At 27.8% G+C, this 22,473-nt stretch carries 22 protein-coding genes and 1 tRNA gene; 15 read left to right on the top strand and 8 right to left on the bottom strand.

The window, feature by feature from the left end; all coding sequences use genetic code 11:
- Nucleotides 1-2: 2 nt before the first annotated feature.
- A complete protein-coding gene (gene lepA, locus ACTT9C_RS01630; RefSeq protein WP_440922763.1) occupies nt 3-1,808 on the top strand; it encodes a translation elongation factor 4 in 1,806 nt (601 codons plus the stop codon).
- Here the strand turns inward: lepA and ACTT9C_RS01625 are convergent.
- Nucleotides 1,798-2,895 (bottom strand): glycosyltransferase family 61 protein, encoded by a 1,098-nt coding sequence (locus ACTT9C_RS01625; protein ID WP_440922762.1) that lies wholly within the window; start codon nt 2,893-2,895, stop codon nt 1,798-1,800. The genes lepA and ACTT9C_RS01625 overlap by 11 nt on opposite strands.
- A 23-nt stretch (nt 2,896-2,918) precedes the next feature.
- Between ACTT9C_RS01625 and ACTT9C_RS01620 the strand changes: the two genes are divergently transcribed.
- From ACTT9C_RS01620 to ACTT9C_RS01600, 5 genes are all read left to right on the top strand, one after another.
- Nucleotides 2,919-3,947 carry a Gfo/Idh/MocA family protein gene (locus ACTT9C_RS01620; RefSeq protein ID WP_440922761.1) on the top strand — a complete coding sequence of 343 codons (1,029 nt, stop codon included), beginning with the start codon at nt 2,919-2,921 and terminating at the stop codon, nt 3,945-3,947.
- The gene (locus tag ACTT9C_RS01615) at nt 3,940-4,746 is read left to right on the top strand and encodes a glycosyl transferase family 17 (protein ID WP_440922760.1); all 807 of its coding nucleotides are present in this window, start codon (nt 3,940-3,942) and stop codon (nt 4,744-4,746) included. The genes ACTT9C_RS01620 and ACTT9C_RS01615 overlap by 8 nt, the downstream gene beginning before the upstream one ends.
- Before the next feature lie 3 nt (nt 4,747-4,749).
- Nucleotides 4,750-4,839: transfer RNA gene (locus ACTT9C_RS01610), tRNA-Ser, on the top strand.
- A 115-nt stretch (nt 4,840-4,954) separates the two neighbouring features.
- Nucleotides 4,955-7,012 (top strand): DNA gyrase subunit B, encoded by a 2,058-nt coding sequence (locus ACTT9C_RS01605; RefSeq protein ID WP_440922759.1) that lies wholly within the window; start codon nt 4,955-4,957, stop codon nt 7,010-7,012.
- A gap of 3 nt (nt 7,013-7,015) precedes the next feature.
- On the top strand, nt 7,016-8,296 hold the full coding sequence (locus ACTT9C_RS01600) for an ActS/PrrB/RegB family redox-sensitive histidine kinase (protein WP_440922758.1): 1,281 nt from the start codon (nt 7,016-7,018) through the stop codon (nt 8,294-8,296).
- On the opposite strand, the gene ACTT9C_RS01595 is transcribed toward ACTT9C_RS01600, so the two are convergent.
- Genes ACTT9C_RS01595 through ACTT9C_RS01585 form a run of 3 tightly spaced genes read right to left on the bottom strand, consistent with a single transcriptional unit; the run spans nt 8,293 to nt 11,584 of the window.
- Nucleotides 8,293-10,092: a cobaltochelatase CobT-related protein gene (locus ACTT9C_RS01595; protein ID WP_440922757.1), complete on the bottom strand. Its 1,800-nt coding sequence runs from the start codon at nt 10,090-10,092 to the stop codon at nt 8,293-8,295. The genes ACTT9C_RS01600 and ACTT9C_RS01595 overlap by 4 nt on opposite strands.
- Nucleotides 10,092-11,066, bottom strand: a complete 975-nt coding sequence (cobS, locus tag ACTT9C_RS01590) for a cobaltochelatase subunit CobS (protein WP_440922756.1) — start codon at nt 11,064-11,066, stop codon at nt 10,092-10,094. The genes ACTT9C_RS01595 and cobS overlap by 1 nt, the downstream gene beginning before the upstream one ends.
- Nucleotides 11,063-11,584, bottom strand: a complete 522-nt coding sequence (locus ACTT9C_RS01585; protein ID WP_440922755.1) for a J domain-containing protein — start codon at nt 11,582-11,584, stop codon at nt 11,063-11,065. The genes cobS and ACTT9C_RS01585 overlap by 4 nt, the downstream gene beginning before the upstream one ends.
- 16 nt (nt 11,585-11,600) lie before the next feature.
- Between ACTT9C_RS01585 and ACTT9C_RS01580 the strand changes: the two genes are divergently transcribed.
- Nucleotides 11,601-11,861 (top strand): BolA/IbaG family iron-sulfur metabolism protein, encoded by a 261-nt coding sequence (locus ACTT9C_RS01580; RefSeq protein ID WP_440922754.1) that lies wholly within the window; start codon nt 11,601-11,603, stop codon nt 11,859-11,861.
- Here ACTT9C_RS01580 and aroB read toward each other — a convergent pair.
- Nucleotides 11,850-12,956: a 3-dehydroquinate synthase gene (aroB, locus tag ACTT9C_RS01575; RefSeq protein WP_440922753.1), complete on the bottom strand. Its 1,107-nt coding sequence runs from the start codon at nt 12,954-12,956 to the stop codon at nt 11,850-11,852. The two genes, ACTT9C_RS01580 and aroB, sit on opposite strands and share 12 nt — an antisense overlap.
- Nucleotides 12,943-13,455, bottom strand: coding sequence for a shikimate kinase (locus ACTT9C_RS01570; RefSeq protein ID WP_440922752.1), 513 nt, complete (start codon nt 13,453-13,455; stop codon nt 12,943-12,945). The genes aroB and ACTT9C_RS01570 overlap by 14 nt, the downstream gene beginning before the upstream one ends.
- A 57-nt stretch (nt 13,456-13,512) precedes the next feature.
- On the opposite strand from ACTT9C_RS01570, the gene ACTT9C_RS01565 reads away from it, so the two are divergent.
- From ACTT9C_RS01565 to truA, 5 genes are read left to right on the top strand one after another with little or no spacing between them, the layout of a single operon-like run.
- On the top strand, nt 13,513-13,692 hold the full coding sequence (locus ACTT9C_RS01565) for a hypothetical protein (RefSeq protein WP_440922751.1): 180 nt from the start codon (nt 13,513-13,515) through the stop codon (nt 13,690-13,692).
- A complete protein-coding gene (locus ACTT9C_RS01560; RefSeq protein WP_440922750.1) occupies nt 13,667-15,439 on the top strand; it encodes a hypothetical protein in 1,773 nt (590 codons plus the stop codon). Before ACTT9C_RS01565 ends, ACTT9C_RS01560 begins: the two co-directional genes overlap by 26 nt.
- A gap of 23 nt (nt 15,440-15,462) precedes the next feature.
- Nucleotides 15,463-15,987, top strand: a complete 525-nt coding sequence (def, locus tag ACTT9C_RS01555) for a peptide deformylase (RefSeq protein ID WP_440922749.1) — start codon at nt 15,463-15,465, stop codon at nt 15,985-15,987.
- 2 nt (nt 15,988-15,989) lie between these two features.
- The gene (gene fmt, locus ACTT9C_RS01550) at nt 15,990-16,922 is read left to right on the top strand and encodes a methionyl-tRNA formyltransferase (RefSeq protein ID WP_440922748.1); all 933 of its coding nucleotides are present in this window, start codon (nt 15,990-15,992) and stop codon (nt 16,920-16,922) included.
- Nucleotides 16,915-17,655 (top strand): tRNA pseudouridine(38-40) synthase TruA, encoded by a 741-nt coding sequence (truA, locus tag ACTT9C_RS01545; RefSeq protein ID WP_440922747.1) that lies wholly within the window; start codon nt 16,915-16,917, stop codon nt 17,653-17,655. The genes fmt and truA overlap by 8 nt, the downstream gene beginning before the upstream one ends.
- Here the strand turns inward: truA and ACTT9C_RS01540 are convergent.
- Nucleotides 17,645-17,998, bottom strand: a complete 354-nt coding sequence (locus tag ACTT9C_RS01540; protein ID WP_440922746.1) for a thiol-disulfide oxidoreductase DCC family protein — start codon at nt 17,996-17,998, stop codon at nt 17,645-17,647. The genes truA and ACTT9C_RS01540 overlap by 11 nt on opposite strands.
- Nucleotides 17,999-18,093: 95 nt before the next feature.
- On the opposite strand from ACTT9C_RS01540, the gene tldD reads away from it, so the two are divergent.
- The 3 genes from tldD to ACTT9C_RS01525 are packed head-to-tail and all read left to right on the top strand — an operon-like array spanning nt 18,094 to nt 21,791.
- Nucleotides 18,094-19,506, top strand: coding sequence for a metalloprotease TldD (gene tldD / locus ACTT9C_RS01535; protein ID WP_440922745.1), 1,413 nt, complete (start codon nt 18,094-18,096; stop codon nt 19,504-19,506).
- Entirely contained in the window at nt 19,507-20,823 is a 1,317-nt protein-coding gene (locus ACTT9C_RS01530; RefSeq protein ID WP_440922744.1) for a TldD/PmbA family protein, read from the top strand.
- On the top strand, nt 20,820-21,791 hold the full coding sequence (locus ACTT9C_RS01525; RefSeq protein ID WP_440922743.1) for an NAD(P)-binding protein: 972 nt from the start codon (nt 20,820-20,822) through the stop codon (nt 21,789-21,791). The genes ACTT9C_RS01530 and ACTT9C_RS01525 overlap by 4 nt, the downstream gene beginning before the upstream one ends.
- 1 nt (nt 21,792) lies before the next feature.
- Here ACTT9C_RS01525 and ACTT9C_RS01520 read toward each other — a convergent pair whose 3' ends face one another.
- Nucleotides 21,793-22,473, bottom strand: a complete 681-nt coding sequence (locus ACTT9C_RS01520; RefSeq protein ID WP_440922742.1) for a DUF6134 family protein — start codon at nt 22,471-22,473, stop codon at nt 21,793-21,795.

The raw sequence follows: 22,473 nt of genomic DNA, 5'->3' as shown, positions 1-22,473 counted from the left end.
AAATGAACACTATCGATAATATAAGAAATTTTTCAATAATTGCACACATTGATCATGGTAAATCAACAATTGCAGATAGGATAATTCACAAATGTGGTGGTTTAACAGAAAGGGAAATGAAAGCTCAGGTTTTAGACTCTATGGATATTGAAAGAGAGAGAGGAATTACAATTAAAGCCCAAACAGTTAAGCTAAACTATAAAGCTAAAAATGGAAAAGAATACATATTAAATATAATAGATACTCCAGGACATGTTGATTTTAGTTACGAAGTCAGCAGATCCCTTTATGCATGTGAGGGTTCCATACTTATTGTCGACAGTACCCAAGGTGTTGAGGCACAAACATTAGCTAATGTTTATCAAGCACTAGATACTAATCATGAAATAATTCCAGTTTTAAATAAGATTGATTTACCAGCATCGGACCTAGATAGAACCAGTAAACAAATTGAAGATGTAATTGGTATAGATACTGAAAATGCTATTCCATGTTCTGGAAAAACTGGTGAAGGTATAGATGAGATATTAGAACAAATAATAAGTCGATTACCAGGACCAAAAGGTGATTTAAAGCAAGATTTAAAATGTTTATTAGTAGATAGTTGGTACGATACATACCTTGGAGTAGTTATACTAGTAAGAGTTATAAATGGAACAATTGCTAAAAATATGAAAATTAAAATGCTTTCAACGAATCAAGATTATGTTGTTGAAAAAGTTGGTGTTTTCACTCCTAAACCAAAAGATATAAACGAATTAAATGCTGGTGAGATTGGTTTTATCACAACAGGAATAAAAGTTTTATCTGATACAAAAGTTGGAGACACAATTTGTGATGCCTCTAAGCCATTAGTAAATCCATTACCTGGCTTTAAACCGAGCAAACCTGTTGTTTTCTGTGGGCTATTTCCAGTCGATAGTTCAGAATATCAAAAATTAAAAGATGGATTAGCAAAACTTCAATTAAATGATGCAAGTTTTTCATTTGAAGCCGAGTCCTCATCTGCTCTTGGTTTAGGTTTTAGATGTGGTTTTTTGGGATTACTTCATCTTGAAATAATTACAGAAAGATTAGAAAGAGAGTTTGATGTAAATTTATTAACAACAACTCCAGGTGTTGTTTACAAAGTAAATTTGAACAAAGGTAATACAATTGATCTACAAAACCCGTCAAGTTTACCCGATCCAACATTAATTAAATCAATCGAGGAACCTTGGATAAAAGCAACAATTATTACACCAGATCAATATTTAGGTTCAATTATAAAATTATGCCAAGATAAAAGAGGTATTCAAATTAATTTAACCTATTCAGGCAATAGAGCAGTTTTAAATTATGAGCTACCTTTAAACGAAGTAGTTTTCGACTTTAATGATAGAATAAAATCAATGACTAGTGGATATGCAAGCTTTGATTACGAAATCATTGATCATAGAGAGGGTGATTTGGTAAAACTAGGAATTTTAGTTAATGCTGAGCCAGTTGATGCATTAGCAATGATGATTCATAGAGACTTTGCGCAGAAAACTGGAAGAGAGGTTTGTGAAAAATTAAAAGATTTGATCCCAAGACATAATTTTATGATACCAGTACAAGCCGCAATTGGAGGTAAAATCATTGCAAGAGAAACAATTAAAGGTTTCAAGAAAGACGTTTTGACAAAAATTCATGGAGGTGGAGCCACAGATAGAAAAAGAAAACTTCTTGAAAAACAAAAAAAAGGTAAAGCAAGATCTAAGCAGTTTGGAAGAGTCGAGATACCACAAGAAGCATTTATTGGAGTATTAAAAATTTCTAAAGATTAATTTTATCATTGATAATTTTTAAATGTCTTTTATTCAAATGAATTTTAAAAGGAAAATTTTTATCACTATTGTCAGGTTTTGTTTTTATTCTAAAGTATCTGAGTTTTAAAATTTTGCTTATTCTCTCACATTTTTTATTTGGATGGTCAGCAGGTATAATTTCAATAACTTTTGTGCCTGGCTTACAAAATATTATATTTGTAAGTGCTGCTCCATGAGCACCCAATATGATTGAGGCATTTTTGAAAAGATATATCTGCTTTTCCTGAGAAAGTTTTTCTGGGTTGTAAATTCCAAAACTATTTTTTTTAAGCCAGTCATTTAAAGAGCTTTGATTGTAGATTTTGCAATGATTAAATCTAGATGTTGATCTGTCTAAAAAAACTCTCTCAAAGGAGTTTAACTTGACTGATTTGTTTAAAAAAATCTTTCTATTGATAAGTATTACCCATTTTGGGATTTTCTTCACCTCATTTTGAATATAACCTTTGTAATACCAGGGATGATCAATGCATATTATTTTATCAGCAAAAATATGTTTATATTTTGAGCTATCAATTAATTTTTTTTTTGAAACACCTAAAATATTAAATATTTTGATTTGCCATTTCTGTGGTCTAGAAACATAATAAAAATTTATTTTCTTTTTTATCTTATTCAGTGAAATATATATTTTTGGGACTATATCAAATATGAAATGAAAATAATTGTTTCCACTACCTCCTTGAGACAGATTCAGAACAGTGCCAGAGAATTTTTTCACTAATGACGTTGTACCCTTCTTTAATACTGAATTATATTTCACACTTTTTAATCTTCCATTTACTTGTTGAAAAGATAATTCAGGTAATAAAAAATTGTCTTTAATAACAGCAACATTTTCATTATTATCTGTAAATATTTTAGCTTTTTTGACTGTATAAAATTTGTACTTTCTATTTTCGAAACTTCTAATTTTAGGATCGTTGATTTGAGAAATATCAACAACAGAAGAAAAATTTTTTTTGATCAAGATTTTACCATGAATATGTTTAAAAACTTTTGATCTTAAACTTTTATAATATGATTTTATTTTCTTCTTAATCATTTATGATAAAGAATATTTAAATTATGGGTGAAGTGGTAAAATGGGGAATAATTGGACTTGGAAATGTAGCTCATGAGTTTGCAAAATCATTTTATAATACAAAGAATGCTAAATTAATAGCAATTGCGAGTAAATCAGAGAATAAATTATCAAAATTTAAGGCTAATTTTAATATTGATACAATTAATTGTCATAATGATTACGAGAAGTTATTAAATAATAATAAAATAGATGTAGTCTATATAGCCTTGCCAAATAATCTCCATTATGAATGGGTACATAAATCATTAGAGTTTAAAAAGCACATACTCGTTGAAAAGCCAGCATTTATAAATTTTAGAGAAACACAAAATATTTTTAATCACCCAAATTTTAATGAATTTTTCTTAGGAGAGGGTTTTATGTTTAGATATCATCCCCAAATAACGAAAATAATTGAGTTATTAAAGAATAACAGAATTGGTCAAATTATTTCAATGCAATCTTCATTTGGAAAAGATTTGTTATCAAAAAAAAGTTTTTTTGGACTTTTTAATTCAAGTAAATTTAACAAAAAAAAAAGAATTTTTTCTAAATTGTTAGGTGGTGGAGCCATATTAGATCATGGTTCATACACTGTCTCGATGAGCTTGTTAATTGCATCTCTAATAAATGGAGTGGATATTGAAAATTTTGACTTATCTGAAAACAAAAAAAAGAAAATTGAAGATATTGATGTAGAAAGTTCTGTAAAATTGATCATTGATAAGAAATTTGAAGCTGAAATTACCGCATCCTTTTTAAGAGACATTGGATATTCTACTAGTATCAATGGCAAGAATGGCAAAATATTAATTACTAATACTTGGAATTCAGACGAAGGTGAAATAATTTTAATTAATGAAGAGAAAAAAATTTATAAAATAAAAAATGAAAAAAATATTTATTCTAGAGAAATTGACGAAATTAGTAATGATATTTTAAATAATAAAAAGGAGGCAAGTTTTCCAGGCACAAATAAAAAAGATATATTAGTAGGTAGTAAAATTTTAGATAGATGGATAAATGATTAAAAACAAATTTATTGACTGTGTCACTTTTTTTGACAACAACTTCATGTTTAATCTTAGGTACAATATCCTTAAAAAATATATTGATTATTTTGTTATTTGTGAGTCCCGATATGACCATAAAAACAATATTAAAAAATTAAATTTTAATATTAGAGATTATGACTCAAACAAAGTTAAATATTTTACTCTAGATAAACCATTTCCTAATAATATTGATGTATGGAAAAATCAAGCTATTCAAAGAGAATTTATTTTGAAAAACTTACTTTTTGCTAAACCAGATGATTATATTTTTTTTTCAGATCCTGACGAAATTCCGAATCCACAAATATTTAAAAACTTCAATTTAGTTAAAAAATATGGAATTTTTTATCAAAAATGTTTTAATTATAAATTTAATCTCTTTAACCCTTACGAAACGCCCTGGGAGGGGACAAGAGTTTGTAAGAAAAAAAACTTAAATTCTATAGATTATATGCGTCAAAAAGTTAAATCAAAAAATCTTAAATATAATTTTTTAAGATTTGATAAAGAAAAAAGTATTCAAATTTATGAAAATGCTGGTTGGCATTTCAATAATATCATGGAGCCTAATGAAATATCTCTTAAACTCAAAACATTTGCTCACACAGAATTTAGTGATAGTAAGTATTCTGACATTGATATAATAAAGTCAAAAATTGATAAAAAAATTGACTTATTTAATCGAGGACACCAATATAAGAAAGTTATTTTAGATCAAACTTTTCCAAAATATCTACATGACAATTATCAATTTTATAAAAAATTTATTTTATGATCTGGAGAGGTGGCCGAGTGGTTGAAGGCGCACGCTTGGAAAGCGTGTAAAGGAGTAATCCTTTCATGGGTTCGAATCCCATTCTCTCCGCCATCAAATAAGCCTTGATATATAAAGTTTATTTAAGATTTTTATTAGAAATTTGTGATTATAATTGAGCAATTTTTACTAAAAAATGTTATAATTTTTTTTTCCTTAATTTAAAAAAATGGCAAATAAAAACACATATCAAGCAGACTCTATTAAAGTGCTTAAAGGCTTAGAGGCGGTAAGAAAAAGGCCTGGTATGTATATTGGTGATACCGATGATGGAACTGGTTTACATCACATGGTATATGAAGTCGTCGATAACTCAATCGATGAAGCTCTGGCTGGGTACTGTAAAAATATAAATGTTAAATTAAATTCTGATGGAACTGTTACTGTTAATGATGATGGTCGTGGGATCCCTACAGATATACATAAAGGAGAAAAAAAATCTGCTGCAGAGGTAATAATGACGCAACTTCATGCTGGTGGAAAATTTGATCACGATTCTTATAAAGTATCAGGAGGGCTTCATGGTGTTGGTGTTTCTGTTGTTAATGCTCTTTCAGAAAAATTATTCTTAGAAATAAATAGGGATGGAAAAAAATATTCTATTGAATTCAGTAATGGTGAAGCAAAAGCACCTCTTAGAATTTCAGGTAAATCAAAACAAACAGGGACTCAAATAACCTTTTTACCTTCAAAGGAAGTTTTCTCATCAATCAAATTCAGTGCAAATATTCTAATTAAACGATTGAGAGAGTTAGCCTTTTTGAATAAAGGTATAAAGATAACATTCATTGACAATAGTCAAAAAAAAGAAAAAATCTTAGAATTCAAATATGACGGAGGTTTAATAGAATTTGTAGATTATTTAGACGATAAAAGAGAAAAATTACAAAATAAAAACGGAAATGATCTATTTAGAAAACCAATTTATATTGAAGGCCAAAAAAATAATGTAGAATTAGAGTGTTCATTAAAATGGAACGCAGGCTATTCTGAAGATATTTTTCCTTATACGAATAATATTTATCAAAAAGATGGAGGAACACATTTACTCGGCTTTAGAAGCGCTTTAACAAGAATAATAAATAAATATGCAAATGAAAATAATCTGCTCAAAAAAAACAAACTTACTATTTCTGGGGATGATATTAAAGAAGGTTTGACATGTGTTCTGTCAACAAAAATTCCTGATCCAAAATTTTCTTCTCAAACAAAAGATAAATTAGTTTCATCTGAAGTAAGAATGATAGTTGAAACATTAGTAAATGAAAAGTTATCGATATGGTTTGACCAGAATCCATCGGTAGCTAAGATAGTTTTAGCTAAAGTAATACAAGCTGCGATGGCCAGAGATGTAGCAAGAAAAGCAAGAGAGAATGTAAGAAGGAAAGGTGCTATTGAATTGAGCGGTCTTCCAGGTAAATTAGCGGATTGCCAAATAGGAAAACAAGATGGAACAGAATTATTTATTGTTGAGGGAGATTCAGCTGGTGGTTCAGCAAAACAAGGTAGAAACAGATCAAATCAAGCAGTATTACCATTAAGAGGAAAAATACTTAATACTTACGTTGAAGATTTGAACATTAAAAAAAATGGAAACGGAAATGGTTCAGATCAAAGAACAAAAGCATTGTCTAAAATGATATCATCAAATGAAATAGTTACCTTAATCAATGCACTTGGATTAGATCCAAAAGCTCATGAAATTGATTTAAAAGATTTAAGGTATGGAAAAATAATTATAATGACAGATGCTGATGTAGATGGATCACATATTAGGGCATTATTATTAACATTCTTTAATAATAAACCTTTTAATAAATTAATAGAACATGGACATGTTTACCTTGCTCAACCACCATTATTTAAAATTAACAAAGGTTCTAAAGGAATTTATATAAAAGACGAGGAAGAATTAGAAAATTATATAATGACTAACAGTAAGGAAATTAAAAAATCTAAGAAAGGTTCTAAGGAGTTTTCAAAACTAATAGAAACTGAAAAATCTAAAATGAGTATACAAAGATTTAAGGGTTTAGGAGAAATGAATCCAGAAGAGCTTTGGAGCACAACTCTTAATCCAGAAACGAGAAATTTACTTCAGGTTCAGTATTCAAAAAACTCCAAAAAAGACCAGGAATTGATACATACTTTAATGGGTAATGATGTAACATTAAGGAAAGATTTTATTATTTCTAACGCAATAAATGTTCAAAATTTAGATATTTAGAATATGAAGTTTTTTGAAACTTCTAAATTTCATACTTTAAAAAAATCTACTTATATTTTTTTAAGATGGATTGGTATAATAGGCCAATTAATTTCGGTTTATATTGTTTATTTTTTTCTAAATTTTGATTTTAATTTTATTCTATCAAATTTAATTATCTTTATTGGAATTTTAAGTAATTTTTATTTGATTTTTATTTACAATAAAACACAACTCTCTGATAGATCAGCATTAATTTTTTTGATGATTGATATATTTCAATTAGGTTCATTAATATATTTAACAGGAGGTATAGTAAATCCTTTTGTAATTTTTTTATTAATTCCTAGCGTGTTTGCGTCATCAAATTTAGGTATTAGGACAAATTTACTTCTTGTTATTACAACAATATTAATGATTACATTTCTGACATTTTACTCAGAGGATTTACCTGCGCCTTTAAATAATCACTTTCATGTTGATCCATATTATTATTATTCAATTCCAATTGCTTTTATAATTGCTCTTATTTTTTTGAATTATTTTGCGATAGTATTTGGCTCAGAGTCTAGAAAAAGAAAAGAAGCTTTAAGTAAAATGGAGGAAATTATGGCTCAAGAACATGAGATGTTATCTTTAGGAGGTCAAGCAGCAGCAGCAGCTCATTCTCTTGGAACCCCCCTATCCACAATTAAAATTATCTCACAAGAGTTAAAACTACAATTAAAGGACCGTAAAGAACTCTCCTCGGACATTGAATTATTGTCAAGTCAAGTTGAAAGATGTAATCAAATTTTGAAAAGGTTGTCTTTAAATCCTATTGAAGAAGATGATTTTATAGATGAGGACTTAAATTTTAAAAAATATATAAATCAAATTGTCAATTCATACGAAGAAACAAGTGATAAAAAATTTATTTTAAATTTTGATCAAGATTCAAGTCCCAGAAAAATTCCTAAATCAATAGAGATTATATACGGTTTAAGAAATTTTATTGGAAATGCAAATAAATTTGCTAAAGAAAAAATATTTATAACTCTTAAAAGTAACAATGAATATACTGAAATTACTATTGAAGATGATGGTGAAGGATATCCAGGTGAGATATTATCAAAAATAGGGGAACCTTATTTAAGATCACTAAAGAATAAAGATAAAAATCAATCGGGTTTAGGTCTAGGAATATTTATAGGTAAAAACTTACTTGAAAAAAATTTTGCTTCTTTAAATTGTCAAAATTCTAAAACACGATCCGGGGCTGAAGTGAATATAAGATGGAAAAATCAAGACTTAAAAAAAATTTAATGTAATTTTGCTTTTTTATCAAATAATGAGCTTAATTGGGAAATCATTACATCACCAAGTTCATTTACATCAGTTATCTTAATTGCTCTTTTATAATATCTAGAAACATCATGACCAATCCCTATGGCTAAAATTTCTATTTCAGATTTATCCTCTATAAACTTAACCATTTTTTTTAAATGTTTCTCTAAAAAATCTCCTGAATTTACTGATAAGGTTGAGTCATCAACTGGCGCACCATCTGAAATTACCATTAAAATTTTTCTTTCCTCTTTTCTTTTCTTAATTCTATTAAAAGCCCATGTTATAGCCTCCCCATCTATATTTTCTTTTAGTAATCCTTCCTTTAACATTAGCCCGAGGTTATCTTTTGCCTGCCTCCAGTGTGTATCAGCTCCTTTATAAATAATATGTCTTAAATCATTCAATCTTCCAGGTGTCTTTGGTTTATTGTTTTTATTCCATAACTCTCTACTTTGCCCACCTTTCCAATTTTTTGTTGTGAACCCTAATATTTCTACTTTCACTGAGCAACGTTCCAAAGTCCTAGATAAGATATCAGCGCAAATAGCTGCAATTGTAATTGGTCTACCTCTCATTGAACCAGAGTTATCAATTAGAAGTGTTACCACCGTGTCTTTAAAGTCTAGATCCTTTTCTTTCTTGAAAGATAATGAATTGTATGGATCCATTATAATTCTTGGTAACTTAGAGCTATCGAGCAATCCTTCCTCTAGATCAAACTCCCAAGCTCTATTCTGTTTTGCCAATAATTGTCTTTGAAGTTTATTAGCAAGTTTAGTTATAACATCTTGGAAACCAATTAATTGTTGATCTAAAGTTTTTCGAAGCTTATGTGCTTCATCTGCGTTTTCAAGATTTTCGGCTTTCGTAATTTCGTCAAACTGCGTAGTAAAAATTTCATAATCTACATTTAAATCTTTTAAATTTTTCTTTTGGATAACTTGCTCAGAGTTTTCTTTTTCTGATTCTGTATCTACAAGTTGTTCATCTAATTTATATTCATCAATATTATAATCTGAGTCTAGACTGGCTTCTGTTTCATCTTGTTTATCAGGATCTTTTTTGTCCTCATCTTCACTATCATTATTTTCACTTGACTGATTTTCTTTATTATCCTCTGAGTTTTCATCCTTTTTTTCATCATTTTCCTCTGATTGAAAAATATCCATTTCTTGTAATATCTGGGAGAATTTCGAACTATAAATATTTTGATTTTCTAAATTTTGTTTAAAAAATTCTATATGTTCAAAAATTGATTTATCAAAATCTTTTTCCCAGAAGTTTAACATTTTTGATGTCAAAGAATTGAGTTTGATATTGTGGAAGTTTTTCAGCATATATAGTTCAAAAGCTTCAACCACAGGTACATCATCTTTGGATTTAATTTGATCTTTTCTTTTATGGTCGATCATTTGAATATAATTATCCCTTAAATTTTTATCTATTCCTTTTAACATTTTTGATCCCAATTTTTCATATCTTATTTTCTCTGTAATTGTGTAAAGCGATTTACATGATGAGCTGGAAGGTAAATTTTTTTTAAATATTGACTCATTAGAAAATTTTTTCTTAAGAGCTTTCGAATCTGTTTCTGCTCTAGCCTTAATAAAATCGTTTTTTGAATTTAAATTTTCTAATTCAATTAAATCTTGTTTTTTAGAATTTTTAATATTTTTTTTTAGGTCGATACCCAAATCATCTGAGATTACTCTTGCTGTAGAGGATAAAGCTTGTCTAAGCTTTTCCTTTAAACTCTCAGTTTTGTTGTTCATTAAATTTGAATGTTCAGCAAGGATTCTGGTAATTCTTCACCAAAACATCTTTGGTAATACTCTGCAATTATATTTTTTTCAATTTCATCACACTTATTTAAAAACGTCACTCTAAAAGCATAACCTGTGTCTTTAAAAATTTCTGCATTTTCAGCCCAGTGTAAAACTGTTCGTGGACTCATCACTGTAGATATATCCCCAGCTATAAATCCTTTTCTAGTTAATGATGCAACTTTAATCATATTTGAAACTTTTTCTTTGCCTTTTGTAGTATCTAAACCTTTGTTTTTTGCTAAGACTATCTCCATTTCTTTATCAAGGCTAAGATAATTTAAAGTTGTAACAATATTCCATCTATCCATTTGTCCTTGATTTATTTGTTGGGTTCCATGGTAAAGTCCTGTTGTATCTCCTAAACCAACAGTATTAGAGGTTGCAAATAATCTAAAAAATTTATTTTGTTTAATAACTTTATTTTTATCTAAAAGAGTAAAATTACCTTCAGCTTCAAGTACTCTCTGTATAACAAACATTACATCAGGTCTTCCCGCATCATACTCATCAAATACCAAAGCCACTGGATTTTGTATGGACCAAGGCAAAATCCCTTCGTTAAATTGTGTAACTTGCTTACCATCTTTTAAAACAATCGCATCCTTACCTATCAAATCTATACGACTAATATGACTATCTAAGTTTACTCTGATGCACGGCCAATTTAACCTTGCAGCAATTTGTTCTATATGAGTAGATTTTCCTGTTCCATGATAACCTTGAACCAGAACCCTTTTGTTAAAAGCAAAACCTGAGATAATTGCTAAAGTAGTATCTCGATCAAATTTATAATTTTTGTCTATTTCTGGCACATATTCATTTTTTTTAGAAAATGCATCCACTTCCATATTTGAGTCTATCCCAAAAGTCTGTTTTATTGATAGCTTTATGTCAGGTTGGTTGTTTATATTTGGTGTCAATTTTTTTCTCTATATGTATTTTTTAATTGAGTGTAAGCCAAAGTTATTGATTTAAGTTTTTCTTCAAATTTTTTATTACCAGAATTCATATCAGGGTGAAATTTTTTAACAAGTATTTTAAATTTATCATAAATTTTTTCCCATCCAGATCCTACTGAAATACCTAATATTTCAAATGCTTTGATGTCTTTGTGATTATATCTAAATTGTCCCATGTGATTAAAATCACTTTTTAACTTTTCTTTGTCAAGTTCGTCTTTTAAAGTATTATTCCAAAGAACTTTAAAAAAATTATCTGAAGAACTAAAACTCTGAGTAGGTTTATGCCAAACCATGTCTGATTTCAAAAAATCAATTACTTGATCATCATTCATACCCGAAAAATAATTCCAATTCTTATTGAATTCTTTGACATGATTTAAACATAATAATCTAAACTTTTTACTATTATCTTTTTCAACTGGTGCTTTATATTCACCAATTTCATTGCAATTATTCCAGTCACAAATATTTTTCATGATATAATTATATCATATGAATATAGATGAATTAATCGTAAACGTAAAAAAAAAACTAAAAAAAAATATAAATATCGAAAATATTTTAATAGAAGATAAAACATTTTTACATAAAAATCATGCAGGACATGAAAACAATAAATTTCACTTAAAAATAAGAATTGAATCTGAAGAGCTTAAGAAATTAAATAGGATTGAAAGCAATAAAAAAATTTTTAAAATATTAGATGTAGAATTAAAAAATCACATTCATTCACTTCAAATTTCAATTAATTAGTAACTTCCTTAAAAAAAGTTTGATATTAACGCTAGTAAATTCTTTTTCAATTATTGGACCACCAATTTTTTTAATCAACATAAGTTTAATATTTTTGGAATTATTTTTTTTATCCCTCATCATAAAGGATACAATCCGATCAACTTTTTTTATTGAGAAGTAACTTTTGATTGAAATCGGAAAATGAGAATTATTTAGATGTTTAATTGCAGAATAAAATTCTTTATAGTTAACCAACTTTTTATCATGACTAAATTCAAATGCTGACTTCATACCTAGAATTACCGCCTCTCCATGATTTAATTTTTTTGAAAAATTTAAACTTGCCTCATATGCATGGGCAAAAGTATGACCAAAATTTAAAATTTTTCTCAGATTTTTCTCTTTTTCATCCTTTTCAACAATTGATTTTTTGACTTTACAACTTTCATAGATAGATTTTTCAATATTTGGAGACTTTAGTTTTAATATTCCATTAATATTCTCATCCAAAAAATTATAAAACTTTTTATTTGCGATTAATGCATGCTTTATTATTTCTGCGTAGCCACAAACTATTTCTCTAAAAGGTAGACTTTTCAAAAAGTCTATATCACTGATAACAATTTTAGGTTGGTAAAAACTTCCAATTAAATTCTTGCCCTGAGATGTGTTGATTCCTGTTTTACCACCAACAGATGAGTCAACTTGTGATAACAATGTTGTTGGGATATTTACAAACTTTAGACCTCTTTTGAATAAACTTGCAGCAAATCCTGCAACATCACCAGTAATTCCTCCTCCAATAGATATTAAACAATCGTCTCTTGAAAAATTTTTTTTAAGCAAAAGATCTAAAATTTTATTAACGTTTTTCTGGTTTTTATTTTTCTCATTGGCATAGTAAATAAATTTATAAACCTCATACCTTTTTAAGGATTTTGAAATTTGCTTAACATACATATTTGGAATATTTTTATCTAAAACTAACAAGCATTTTTTAAAGTCGATAGAATTTTTTTTAAATATTTGCGATAGATTAGAAATTAAATTTCTACCAATTATAATAGGATATTTTTCTGAATTCGTTTTAATTATAAGTTTAATTGGCCTCATAAATATCTATGATTTTTTTTGTAATTTGTTGTTTTGTAAAATTTTCACAATCTATTTTATATAGTGCTTTAGAGTAAATAATTGAACGTTTTTTTAAGATTTCTGTTAACTCATTTTTACTAGAATTAACTGCCAATGGTCTTTTTTTGCTATTCTTAATCCTATTAATTAATGTATCGATATTCCAATTAAGCCAAAATGATAAGTGATTTTCTAGAACTTCATTTTTAATAGCTCGAGTTATAAATGCTCCTCCACCGAGCGAAATCACACCTCTTTTATTTTTTAAAATATTAAGAGTTATTTTTTTTTCAATATCTCTAAAAAAGCTTTCGCCTTTTGTTTCAAAGACTTTTGATACTTTCATTTTTTGATCATTTTCAATTAACTGATCAATGTCAAAAAAGTTAAGATTTAGTTTCTTTGATACCATAGAGCCAATAGAGCTCTTTCCTGAGCCCATCATTCCGACAAAAACTAAATTTTTCTTTGATTTCATAAGTTTCTTTATTGAAAAAACACAAATATGTCTTAATTTGAAATTAGTTAAATCTATATGCAATTTACAAGAAAAACAAGTTATAGCAAAAGTATAATTGGATTGTTAATAAAGTTAACATTAATTGCAATTGTATTTTTTGGAGTAATTTTTCTTTTAAATAAATTAGATTTTCCAGCACCAAAGAAAACAATTGAAAAAATAATCCCTAATGAAAATTTTAAAATTGTTAAATAAAACTTATTTATCAATTCCAATTATTCTTTTTTTTTCAATGGTGAATTCTTTTTCAGAAAACGAACCTGTAGATATATGGAATACCGAAAAAGTACAAACGCAAAACAATTCTGAAAATAAGGAATTAATTTCGATTACTGAAAGTGAACTTGAAGGTAAAGAAATTGATATTTTTAATATGCAAAGTAAAGATAATTTAGACTCAATAAAGGTTGATGAAACTTTAAATTCCAAAGAAATTAAAATTATAGGCCTCTATGATCCGGCAGATTTTGGATTGAAAATTGACATGTGGTCGAATTCCAACGGTGATCAATTAAAATATCTTTTTTCAAATTTAGCGAAAATAAAACTGTCACAAGATGCTTCAGAACTTATGAATATTGTTTTATTAACTAATGCTTATTATCCAAATAAAAATATTAGTGAAAAAGAATTTTTAAAAATAAAATCAGATTGGTTAATAAAATATAATGATTTAGAGCTTATAGGGGAATATTTAATTAAGAACAATATTTTAAATTTACACCCTAAATTAGGTAAATATTTTGTTGATAATTATTTATCTGAGTCCGAACTTGATAAAGCTTGTAAGATCTTTTTAAACAATTCTGACCCGATAGAAAATAATTATTTGTCAAAATTTAATATATATTGTTTGATAAATAATGGCAAAAAAGATGAAGCACAATTAATTCTCGATTTAAAAAAAGAATTAGGTTTTAATGAAAAATATTTTGAAAATAAATTAAATTATTTATTTGGATATACAAATAAAGTTGATACTAGTGTGTCTGAAAAAAATATTTTAGAATTTCATTTAGCACATAAAACAAACCCAGACTTTTTTTTTGAACCAAAAGAAAATACTGATCCGCTCATATGGAAATATTTAGCTGCTTCAAATTTATTGTATCAAACGAATGAAATTGATTTGAATGAATTAGAAAAAATTAGCTTAGTTGAATACGCCACACATAACAAGAATTACCTTGAGGACGATTTATTTCAAATTTATAAAAGGTTTCAATTTAATATCGATCAATTGTTGAATGCTAAAACTGTGTTTAAATCTTTAACTGGTATTGAAAGTAGAGCTCTCTTGTACCAAACGGTATTATTAGAGTCCGAAATAAATAAAAAGTTAGAATTAATGAAACTTTTAAAAGGAGTATTTATAAAGGATAAAATTGGCAATGCTTTTGATGATAAACTTAAAAAACTATTACAAAACATCGAGTTAGATCAAATTTCCTCAGAGCACACCAGTTTTTATTTGGAGAATATTAATACTGATGAAAAAAAACAAATTAAAATAAAGTATAATGACGATATTTTACATCAATCAAAACTCATAAGATATTTTAATGGAGATTACAATCAGACAAAAATAGAAAAGGATTTAAATAATTTTCTTAAGAAAATTAAAAAGGATAAAAAATATTCACTTTCAAAAAAAGATATAATTTTAATCGAGGCATTAAAATCAGATGGTATAAAAGTTGATAAGAAATATGATAATTTATACAATATTTTAGAATCTGAAATGCCAACAGATATTCAAGTTATGATAAATAATAATGAGTCAGCTTCAACGATTCTAAGAATTATAGAGGTTATTGGCCAAGATGAGCTAAATGCCTTAGATGAGGATACTTTATTTTTTATTATAAGCGCACTTAATCAATTAAACATAGACTTTATTCGCAATAAAATTCTATTAAAAGTTCTTCCTTTAAAAGTTTAAAAATTAGTTTATTTATTTATTAAATGACTATTAGAGATATAATCACAGTCCCTGATGAAACGCTTAAAAAAATTTCTGAACCGTTAGAAAAAGTCAGCACCGAAGAAAAAAAACTTATCAATGATTTATTTGAAACAATGTATGCATCAAAAGGTATTGGACTAGCTGCAGTGCAAATAGGTGTCCTAAAAAGAATTTTAGTAATTGATGTGTCTACAAAGGATGAAAAGAAAGAACCTTTAAGTTTTATAAATCCCGTTATAAAAAAAGTTAGTAATGAGACTTCGATTTATGAAGAGGGTTGTTTATCGATTCCAGATACATTTATAGAAATAGAAAGACCGAAAATTTGTGAGGTGGAATATATTGATATAAATGGAAAAAAAAAAAATTTAAAATGTGATGGACTTTTATCAACTTGCTTACAACATGAAATAAATCATTTAGATGGAAAATTGATTATTGACCATTTATCGAAATTAAAAAGAGATATCATAATAAAAAAAATTTCTAAAACAAAAAAAAATCCCGACAGAATACTAGTGTAGAAATGCCTAAAAAAATTATCTTTATGGGTACACCCATGTTTGCAGTTCCAATATTAAAATCTCTCTATCAAAATGGATTTCCAGTAACCCAGGTATACACACAGCCACCTCAAAAATCTCATCGAGGACAAAAGATAAATAAATCACCAGTACAAGGTATATCAGAAACTTTAAATATAAATTTTAGATCTCCTCAGAACTTGAGAAATAATGATGAGGAATATGACTTTTTGAAGAAAATGGATGCTGATCTTGCTATTGTCGTCGCTTATGGACAAATAATTCCTAAGGAATTTTTAAGTTTAACAAAAAAAGGTTTTATAAATATTCATGCATCTATACTACCGAAATGGAGAGGTGCCGCACCCATTCAGAGAGCAATTATGAATTTAGATTCAGAAATTGGTATCAGTATAATGAAAATTAATGAAGAATTAGATAGTGGACCTATAAGCAATATATATAAATTTAAACTTGATCAAAAACACAATGCAAAAGAGGTCTCAGAAAAACTTGCTCTTTTGGCATCAGATAAAATTTTAGATGTTGTAGATGAAATTTTAGATGGTAAATCAAAGTTTATTGATCAAGACCACTCCAAAGCTACTTATGCAAAAAAAATTACTAAAAATGAGGGGCAAATTGATTGGAAAAGTGATGCTTTAAAAATAATTGGAAAAATTAATGGCTTATATCCTTCTCCAGGAGCTTTTTTTAATTTTAACGGTCAAAGGTATAAAATTTTAAAAGCAGAAATTGGAAATGGTATTGGTAAAAATGGTGAGGTTATATCAGACAATCTTGAAATAGCGTGTGGAGGTGAAAAATCTATTAAAGTTCTTGAAATACAGAGAGAGGGGAAAAAAATTCAAAAAATTGGAGAATTTATGCTTGGATCTCAAATTAGAAAAGGCTCAATAATATCTAATGTTTAAATATCAGATACTAATAGAGTATGAAGGTACCAATTTTAGAGGTTGGCAAATTCAAACAAAAGGTAAAACTATACAAGGTCTTATTCAAGGAAAAATTTCAAAATTATTAAAAGAAAAAATTATTTTATTTGGTGCTGGAAGATTAGATAAAGGAGTACATGCACTTGAGCAATCGGCCCATTTTGAGTGTAAAAAAAAAATTGAAAATTTGAGTAAATTTGTCAAATCTCTCAATCATTTTTTAAATAAGGAAATGATTACAATTATTAAAATCAAAAAAAAAGGTAAAAATTTTCACGCAAGATTTTCTGCAAGAATGAGAATATATAGGTACATAATCATTAATCGTTTTAGTAGACCTGTAATAGATAAAAATAGGGGATGGCATGTTATTAACAAACTAGATTTAGAAATGATGAAAAAGGCATCAAAAAAATTAATTGGTACAAATGATTTTTCTACTTTCAGAGCTTCAAGCTGCAGAGCCAAAAGTCCAATCAAAACCATGAAATCTGTCAAAATAAAATCTAAAAATAATAAAATAGAAATAGAGTTTCAATCTCAATCTTTTTTACAACAACAAGTTCGATCAATGGTTGGCTGTCTAAAATATGTAGGTGAAAAAAAATGGACTTTAAAAAAATTCAACTCTATTATGTGTTCGAAAAAAAGAATTTTGTGTGCACCGCCAGCCCCACCAGAAGGACTTTATTTAGCGAGAGTTATTTATTAATTTTTAATTGTTTTTTATTTTTAAGATAAAGAAAAAAAGCTACTATTTCATATACTACAGCAAATATATTAAAAATTATTGGTAACTTAAAAAAATTATAAAGAAATTTATATTTTGGAATTTTTCTCCATAATAATAAAAATGCTTCTGCACCTCCTAGAACCTTCTCACCTTCTTTGATATGAAGTCTTCTTAATAGTTGTTTACTGTCTTTGGAGGTTTCTTTTTCAGCTAGCTGATTATCTGTAATATCAACCCAATCAATTTCATCTATTTTTTCTTTTTTATAAAGATCAATTTCGGCCTTACAAATTTTACAAGAATTATTAAAATAAACTTTCATAATTAAGAGAATTTATTACTAATTTGTCTCACATATGTACATGCGTAAAATACTCTAGTTGAAAATTTTATGAAACAATCTATTTAATGTCTTTTATGAGTAATTTCTTTGAAAAATCTGACCTATCTAGAAAAGAGGCTGAAAGTATTATTTCAGATACATTGCAAAAATGTGATGATGGTGAATTGTATTTGGAAAATTCGAAATCTGAGTCGATATTATTAGACGATAACAAAATTAAAAATTCCAGTTATAATTCAGATTTAGGATTTGGTTTTAGGGCAATATCTGATGAAGTGGTTGCTTATTCTCATTCTAATGAAATTTCTAAGAACTCTTTAAAACAATCTTCTGAAAATTTAAAGTCAACGTTAAAATCTGTTAAAGGAACTTATAATCATGAAATTCCTAAATCAAATAAAAAGTATTATGACAATATTAATCCTATTGAGCAAAAATCTCTTAATGAAAAAATTAAAATATTGAACGATGTAAATGATTATTTACGATCTAAAGGTGATAAAGTTAAACAAGTTACAGCAAATTTTTTGGGAGAGCAAAAGTCTGTAGAAATAATTAGATCTGGTGGAGAGACTTTGTCAGATGTTCGTCCTTTAGTAAGATTTAATGTTTCAGTTATGGTGGAAAAAGATGGCAGAAAAGAAACAGGCGTATACGGTGTTGGTGGAAGACAATCTTACGATTCATATTTAAAAGATGAAAATTGGAAAAGTGTTTGTGATGAAGCTTTAAGGATAGCATCAGTGAATTTAGAGAGTAAACCTGCTCCAGCAGGTGAGATGAAAGTTGTACTCGGACCTGGGTGGCCAGCAATATTAATTCATGAGGCTGTTGGTCATGGTTTAGAAGGAGATTTTAATAGAAAGAAAACTTCAGCATTTCATAATCTAATGGGCCAAAAAGTTGCAAGTGAGGGAGTTACAATTATTGACGACGGTACCATTGATAATAGAAGAGGCAGTCTTACAATAGACGATGAAGGAACACCAACAGAAAAGACTGTTTTAATTGAAAATGGAATTTTAAAAAATTTTATGCAAGACAGGCTTAACGCACGTTTGATGAAAACAAGATCTACTGGCAGTGGAAGAAGAGAAAACTATAGACATATAGTTCTACCAAGAATGAGAAATACGATGATGTTAAGCGGTAAGCAAACTCAAGAGGAGATGATTAAAGCTGTCGACAAAGGTATTTTTGCAGTTAGTTTTGGTGGTGGACAAGTTGATATTACATCTGGAAAATTTGTATTTAATTGCACTGAAGCTTATGAAATAGTTAATGGCAAAATTGGATCACCAATTAAGGGCGCAACATTAATTGGAGATGGTCCTTCAATTTTAAAAGAGGTTTCCATGGTAGGTAATGATATGATGATGGATCCAGGAATCGGAACATGTGGTAAAGCTGGACAAGGTGTACCTGTAGGTGTTGCACAGCCATCAATATTAATCGATAAGATGACCGTAGGCGGTACGAAACTTTAAATGGTTAAAGATCAAGAATTTTTAGAGAAAAAAGCATCATTTTGTTTAGGTTTAGCTAAGAAATTAGGTGCAACAGACTCAAGTGTGATTGTAAAAAACTCAGTTTCTGAAACTGTTAATTTTAGAAATAAAAAATTAGATGAAGCTAACAGATCAGATGATCTAGGCATAAGTATCACTACTTACATTGGTAAAAAAAAATCATCAATATCTTCATCTAATCTGCTTACTGATAATTTGAATATTTTGATCGAAAAATGTGTCGAAACTACAAAAAATACTCCTGAGGATGAATTCAATTCTTTACCGGACAAAGATTTATTAGCAAAAGAAGTTAAAGATTTAGATCTTTATGATGAAAGTCATTTAGCGAATGATGAAAAAATAGATTATTTGAAAAAATTAGAGGCCGCTGCTTCAAGCGACAAAAAAATTGTCAATACCGAGTCTAGTTTTACTCAAAATAAATCTAATTTTGTTTTAGCTAATAGTGAGGGTTTTTGTGATGGTTACAAAACATCTTCATTTACAGCATCAAGTGTAACAGTTGCAAAAGATGAAAAAAGCATGGAAAGAGATTACGAATACTCTAGTAAATGTTTTCTTAAAGACCTAGATGATGCAGATGAATTAGGTAAACTTGCTGCTAATCAAACTATTAGAAAATTAAGTCCAAAAAAAATTGGGAGTGAGAAAATTGCTATAATTTTTGATAAAAGAATAGCTAAGGGCATACTAAGTACTTTTGCAAGCGCTATTTCTTCATCAGCAATATCAAGAGGAACTTCTTTTTTAAAAGATAAAGTTAATCAAAAAATATTTTCAGATAAAATTAATGTATTTGACAAACCTGATATGCTCAAAGGGTTAGGTTCAAGAAATTTTGATAGTGAAGGGGTAAAGACCGACACACTTAAACTAGTTGATCATGGAATCTTGAAGCATTATCTGATTGATACTTATAATGGAAAAAAATTAAATCTTAAGTCTAATGGAAGATGTGGAGGAACAAGTAATCTTTATTTTGAAAATGGAAACATTAGTTTTAAAGATTTACTGAATTCAAATTCAAAAAGTCTCTATATTACAGAAACAATTGGACATGGAAGTAATATTGTGACCGGAGATTATTCAGTCGGAGCAACAGGGTTTTTGGTTGAAAATGGTGAGTTTAAATATCCAATAAATGAAATTACCATAGCAGGTAATTTTAAAGACATGTTTCAAAATATCACCTTAGCAAATGACTTAGAGTTTAAATATGCAACTAACTCACCAACCATGTTAATAGAGGGAATGGTTGTTGCTGGTAAATGAGTGAGTTTTGTATTATTGGTTCTGGCATATCTGGAGCCACAATCGCAAATCTTCTAAATAAAAAATATTCAGTAATTTTGTTCGACAAAGCAAGAGGTCCTGGCGGTCGTGCATCTTTTAAAAGAATAAAAGGCAAAACAGGTTTTGATCATGGCACGCAGTATATTTCACCAAAAACTAAGGAATTTAAAAAATTTACTAGAGATTTAATAAAAAAAAGAATTTTAAAAGTATGGAGAGGCAAACACGTTTTTTTTAATTCAAAAAAAAAAGAGGATAAGAAACATTTAAAAGTAATTGGTAAAAATGGAAATAATGACATTAGCAAATATTTACTTAAAAAAATTAATTGCAACTATCACAGTGAATTAAAAAAAATCTATTACAAAAATAAACTCTGGTATTTGTTATTTGATAATGGAAAATTAAGATCCTTTAAAAACCTAATTTTGACTTGTCCGTTTCCACAATTAAAAAAGCTTTCTAAAAAATTTATCAATAATTCTTTTTTAAGAAAATCAATTAAAATGGATGCAAATATTACCACTATGATTGCAATAAAAAAAAACAAGAATTCAAATAGTAGCTATCTTTTTGAAGATCCGATTCTTGGTTGGGCAGGAAACGAAAACTCAAAAAGAAGATTTAAATCAAAATATGATTTATGGACTCTTCAAAGTACATTTGACTGGGCAAATAAAAAGATCAATAAAAACAAGAATAACAAAAAAGAAAATTCACAAATTATGATCGATAAATTTTTTAAACTATCAAATATTAAAAAAACAAAAATTTATTATTCACTTAATCACGGTTGGCGATATTCTTCAAATTCGAGACCATTTAAAATTAAGAGTTATTGGGATCCTAGGAAAAGATTGGGTGTTTGTGCCGATTGGTTTGTAGGACCTAGGTTAGAGTCAGGATGGATAAGTGCACGAGATTTATTTAAAAAAATCTCAAAATAAATCAATTAAAATTTTTTAATTTATATTCCCAGTTACCCATTCTTGAATAGGATACTTTTAGTATCATTAAATTTTTACGATCATACCAAATTTCAAAATCTAACCTTTTATCTTTCGGTATACTCATGTCTTTAGACTTCAGTGTAAAATGATCAACATCATAAACTTTTCCATAAAGATCTATTTTTTTTTTACCTAAAAAAGTTACCACTTGATCCTTAATACTCCCTGAGATAGGACTTATTTGAGAACTCGCTTGTAAAATTTTGTGATTCCACCAATTTCCAACCACGTTATCAGCTGAGGCTTCTCCATTATATGAAGAGCCTTTGATATCAAATTTTTTATTTTTTTGGTCAAATGTTAAATTAACAAACTTCTTTTTGTCATTTTGTAAAGTTTTAGAATTATAAGAAACTAGTTGATCTTCGAAATATTTTTCCTCGCTATAACTCTCAACTTGGAAAACTGTTGCTCCCAAAAGTTTAACTACAAACTTAATTTGATTAGTAACAATTGTTTCTGATCCATTTCTATTGAAAAAATAATGATTATAGCCAATAAGCTCACCATTTCGAAAAATCTCCATCTCAATTTTGTTGTATTTAATGTAATGTCCAATATGAGCGATTGAATTGGTTGGATAAATAAAAAGAAATAAAATGACTATAATTTTTTTCAT

Origin of the sequence: Candidatus Pelagibacter sp., assembly GCF_052049575.1 — a bacterium.
Taxonomy (GTDB): Bacteria; Pseudomonadota; Alphaproteobacteria; order Pelagibacterales; family Pelagibacteraceae; genus Pelagibacter.
The sequence above is the reverse complement of the archived record's forward strand: the minus strand, read 5'-3'. Positions and strand labels throughout refer to the sequence as shown.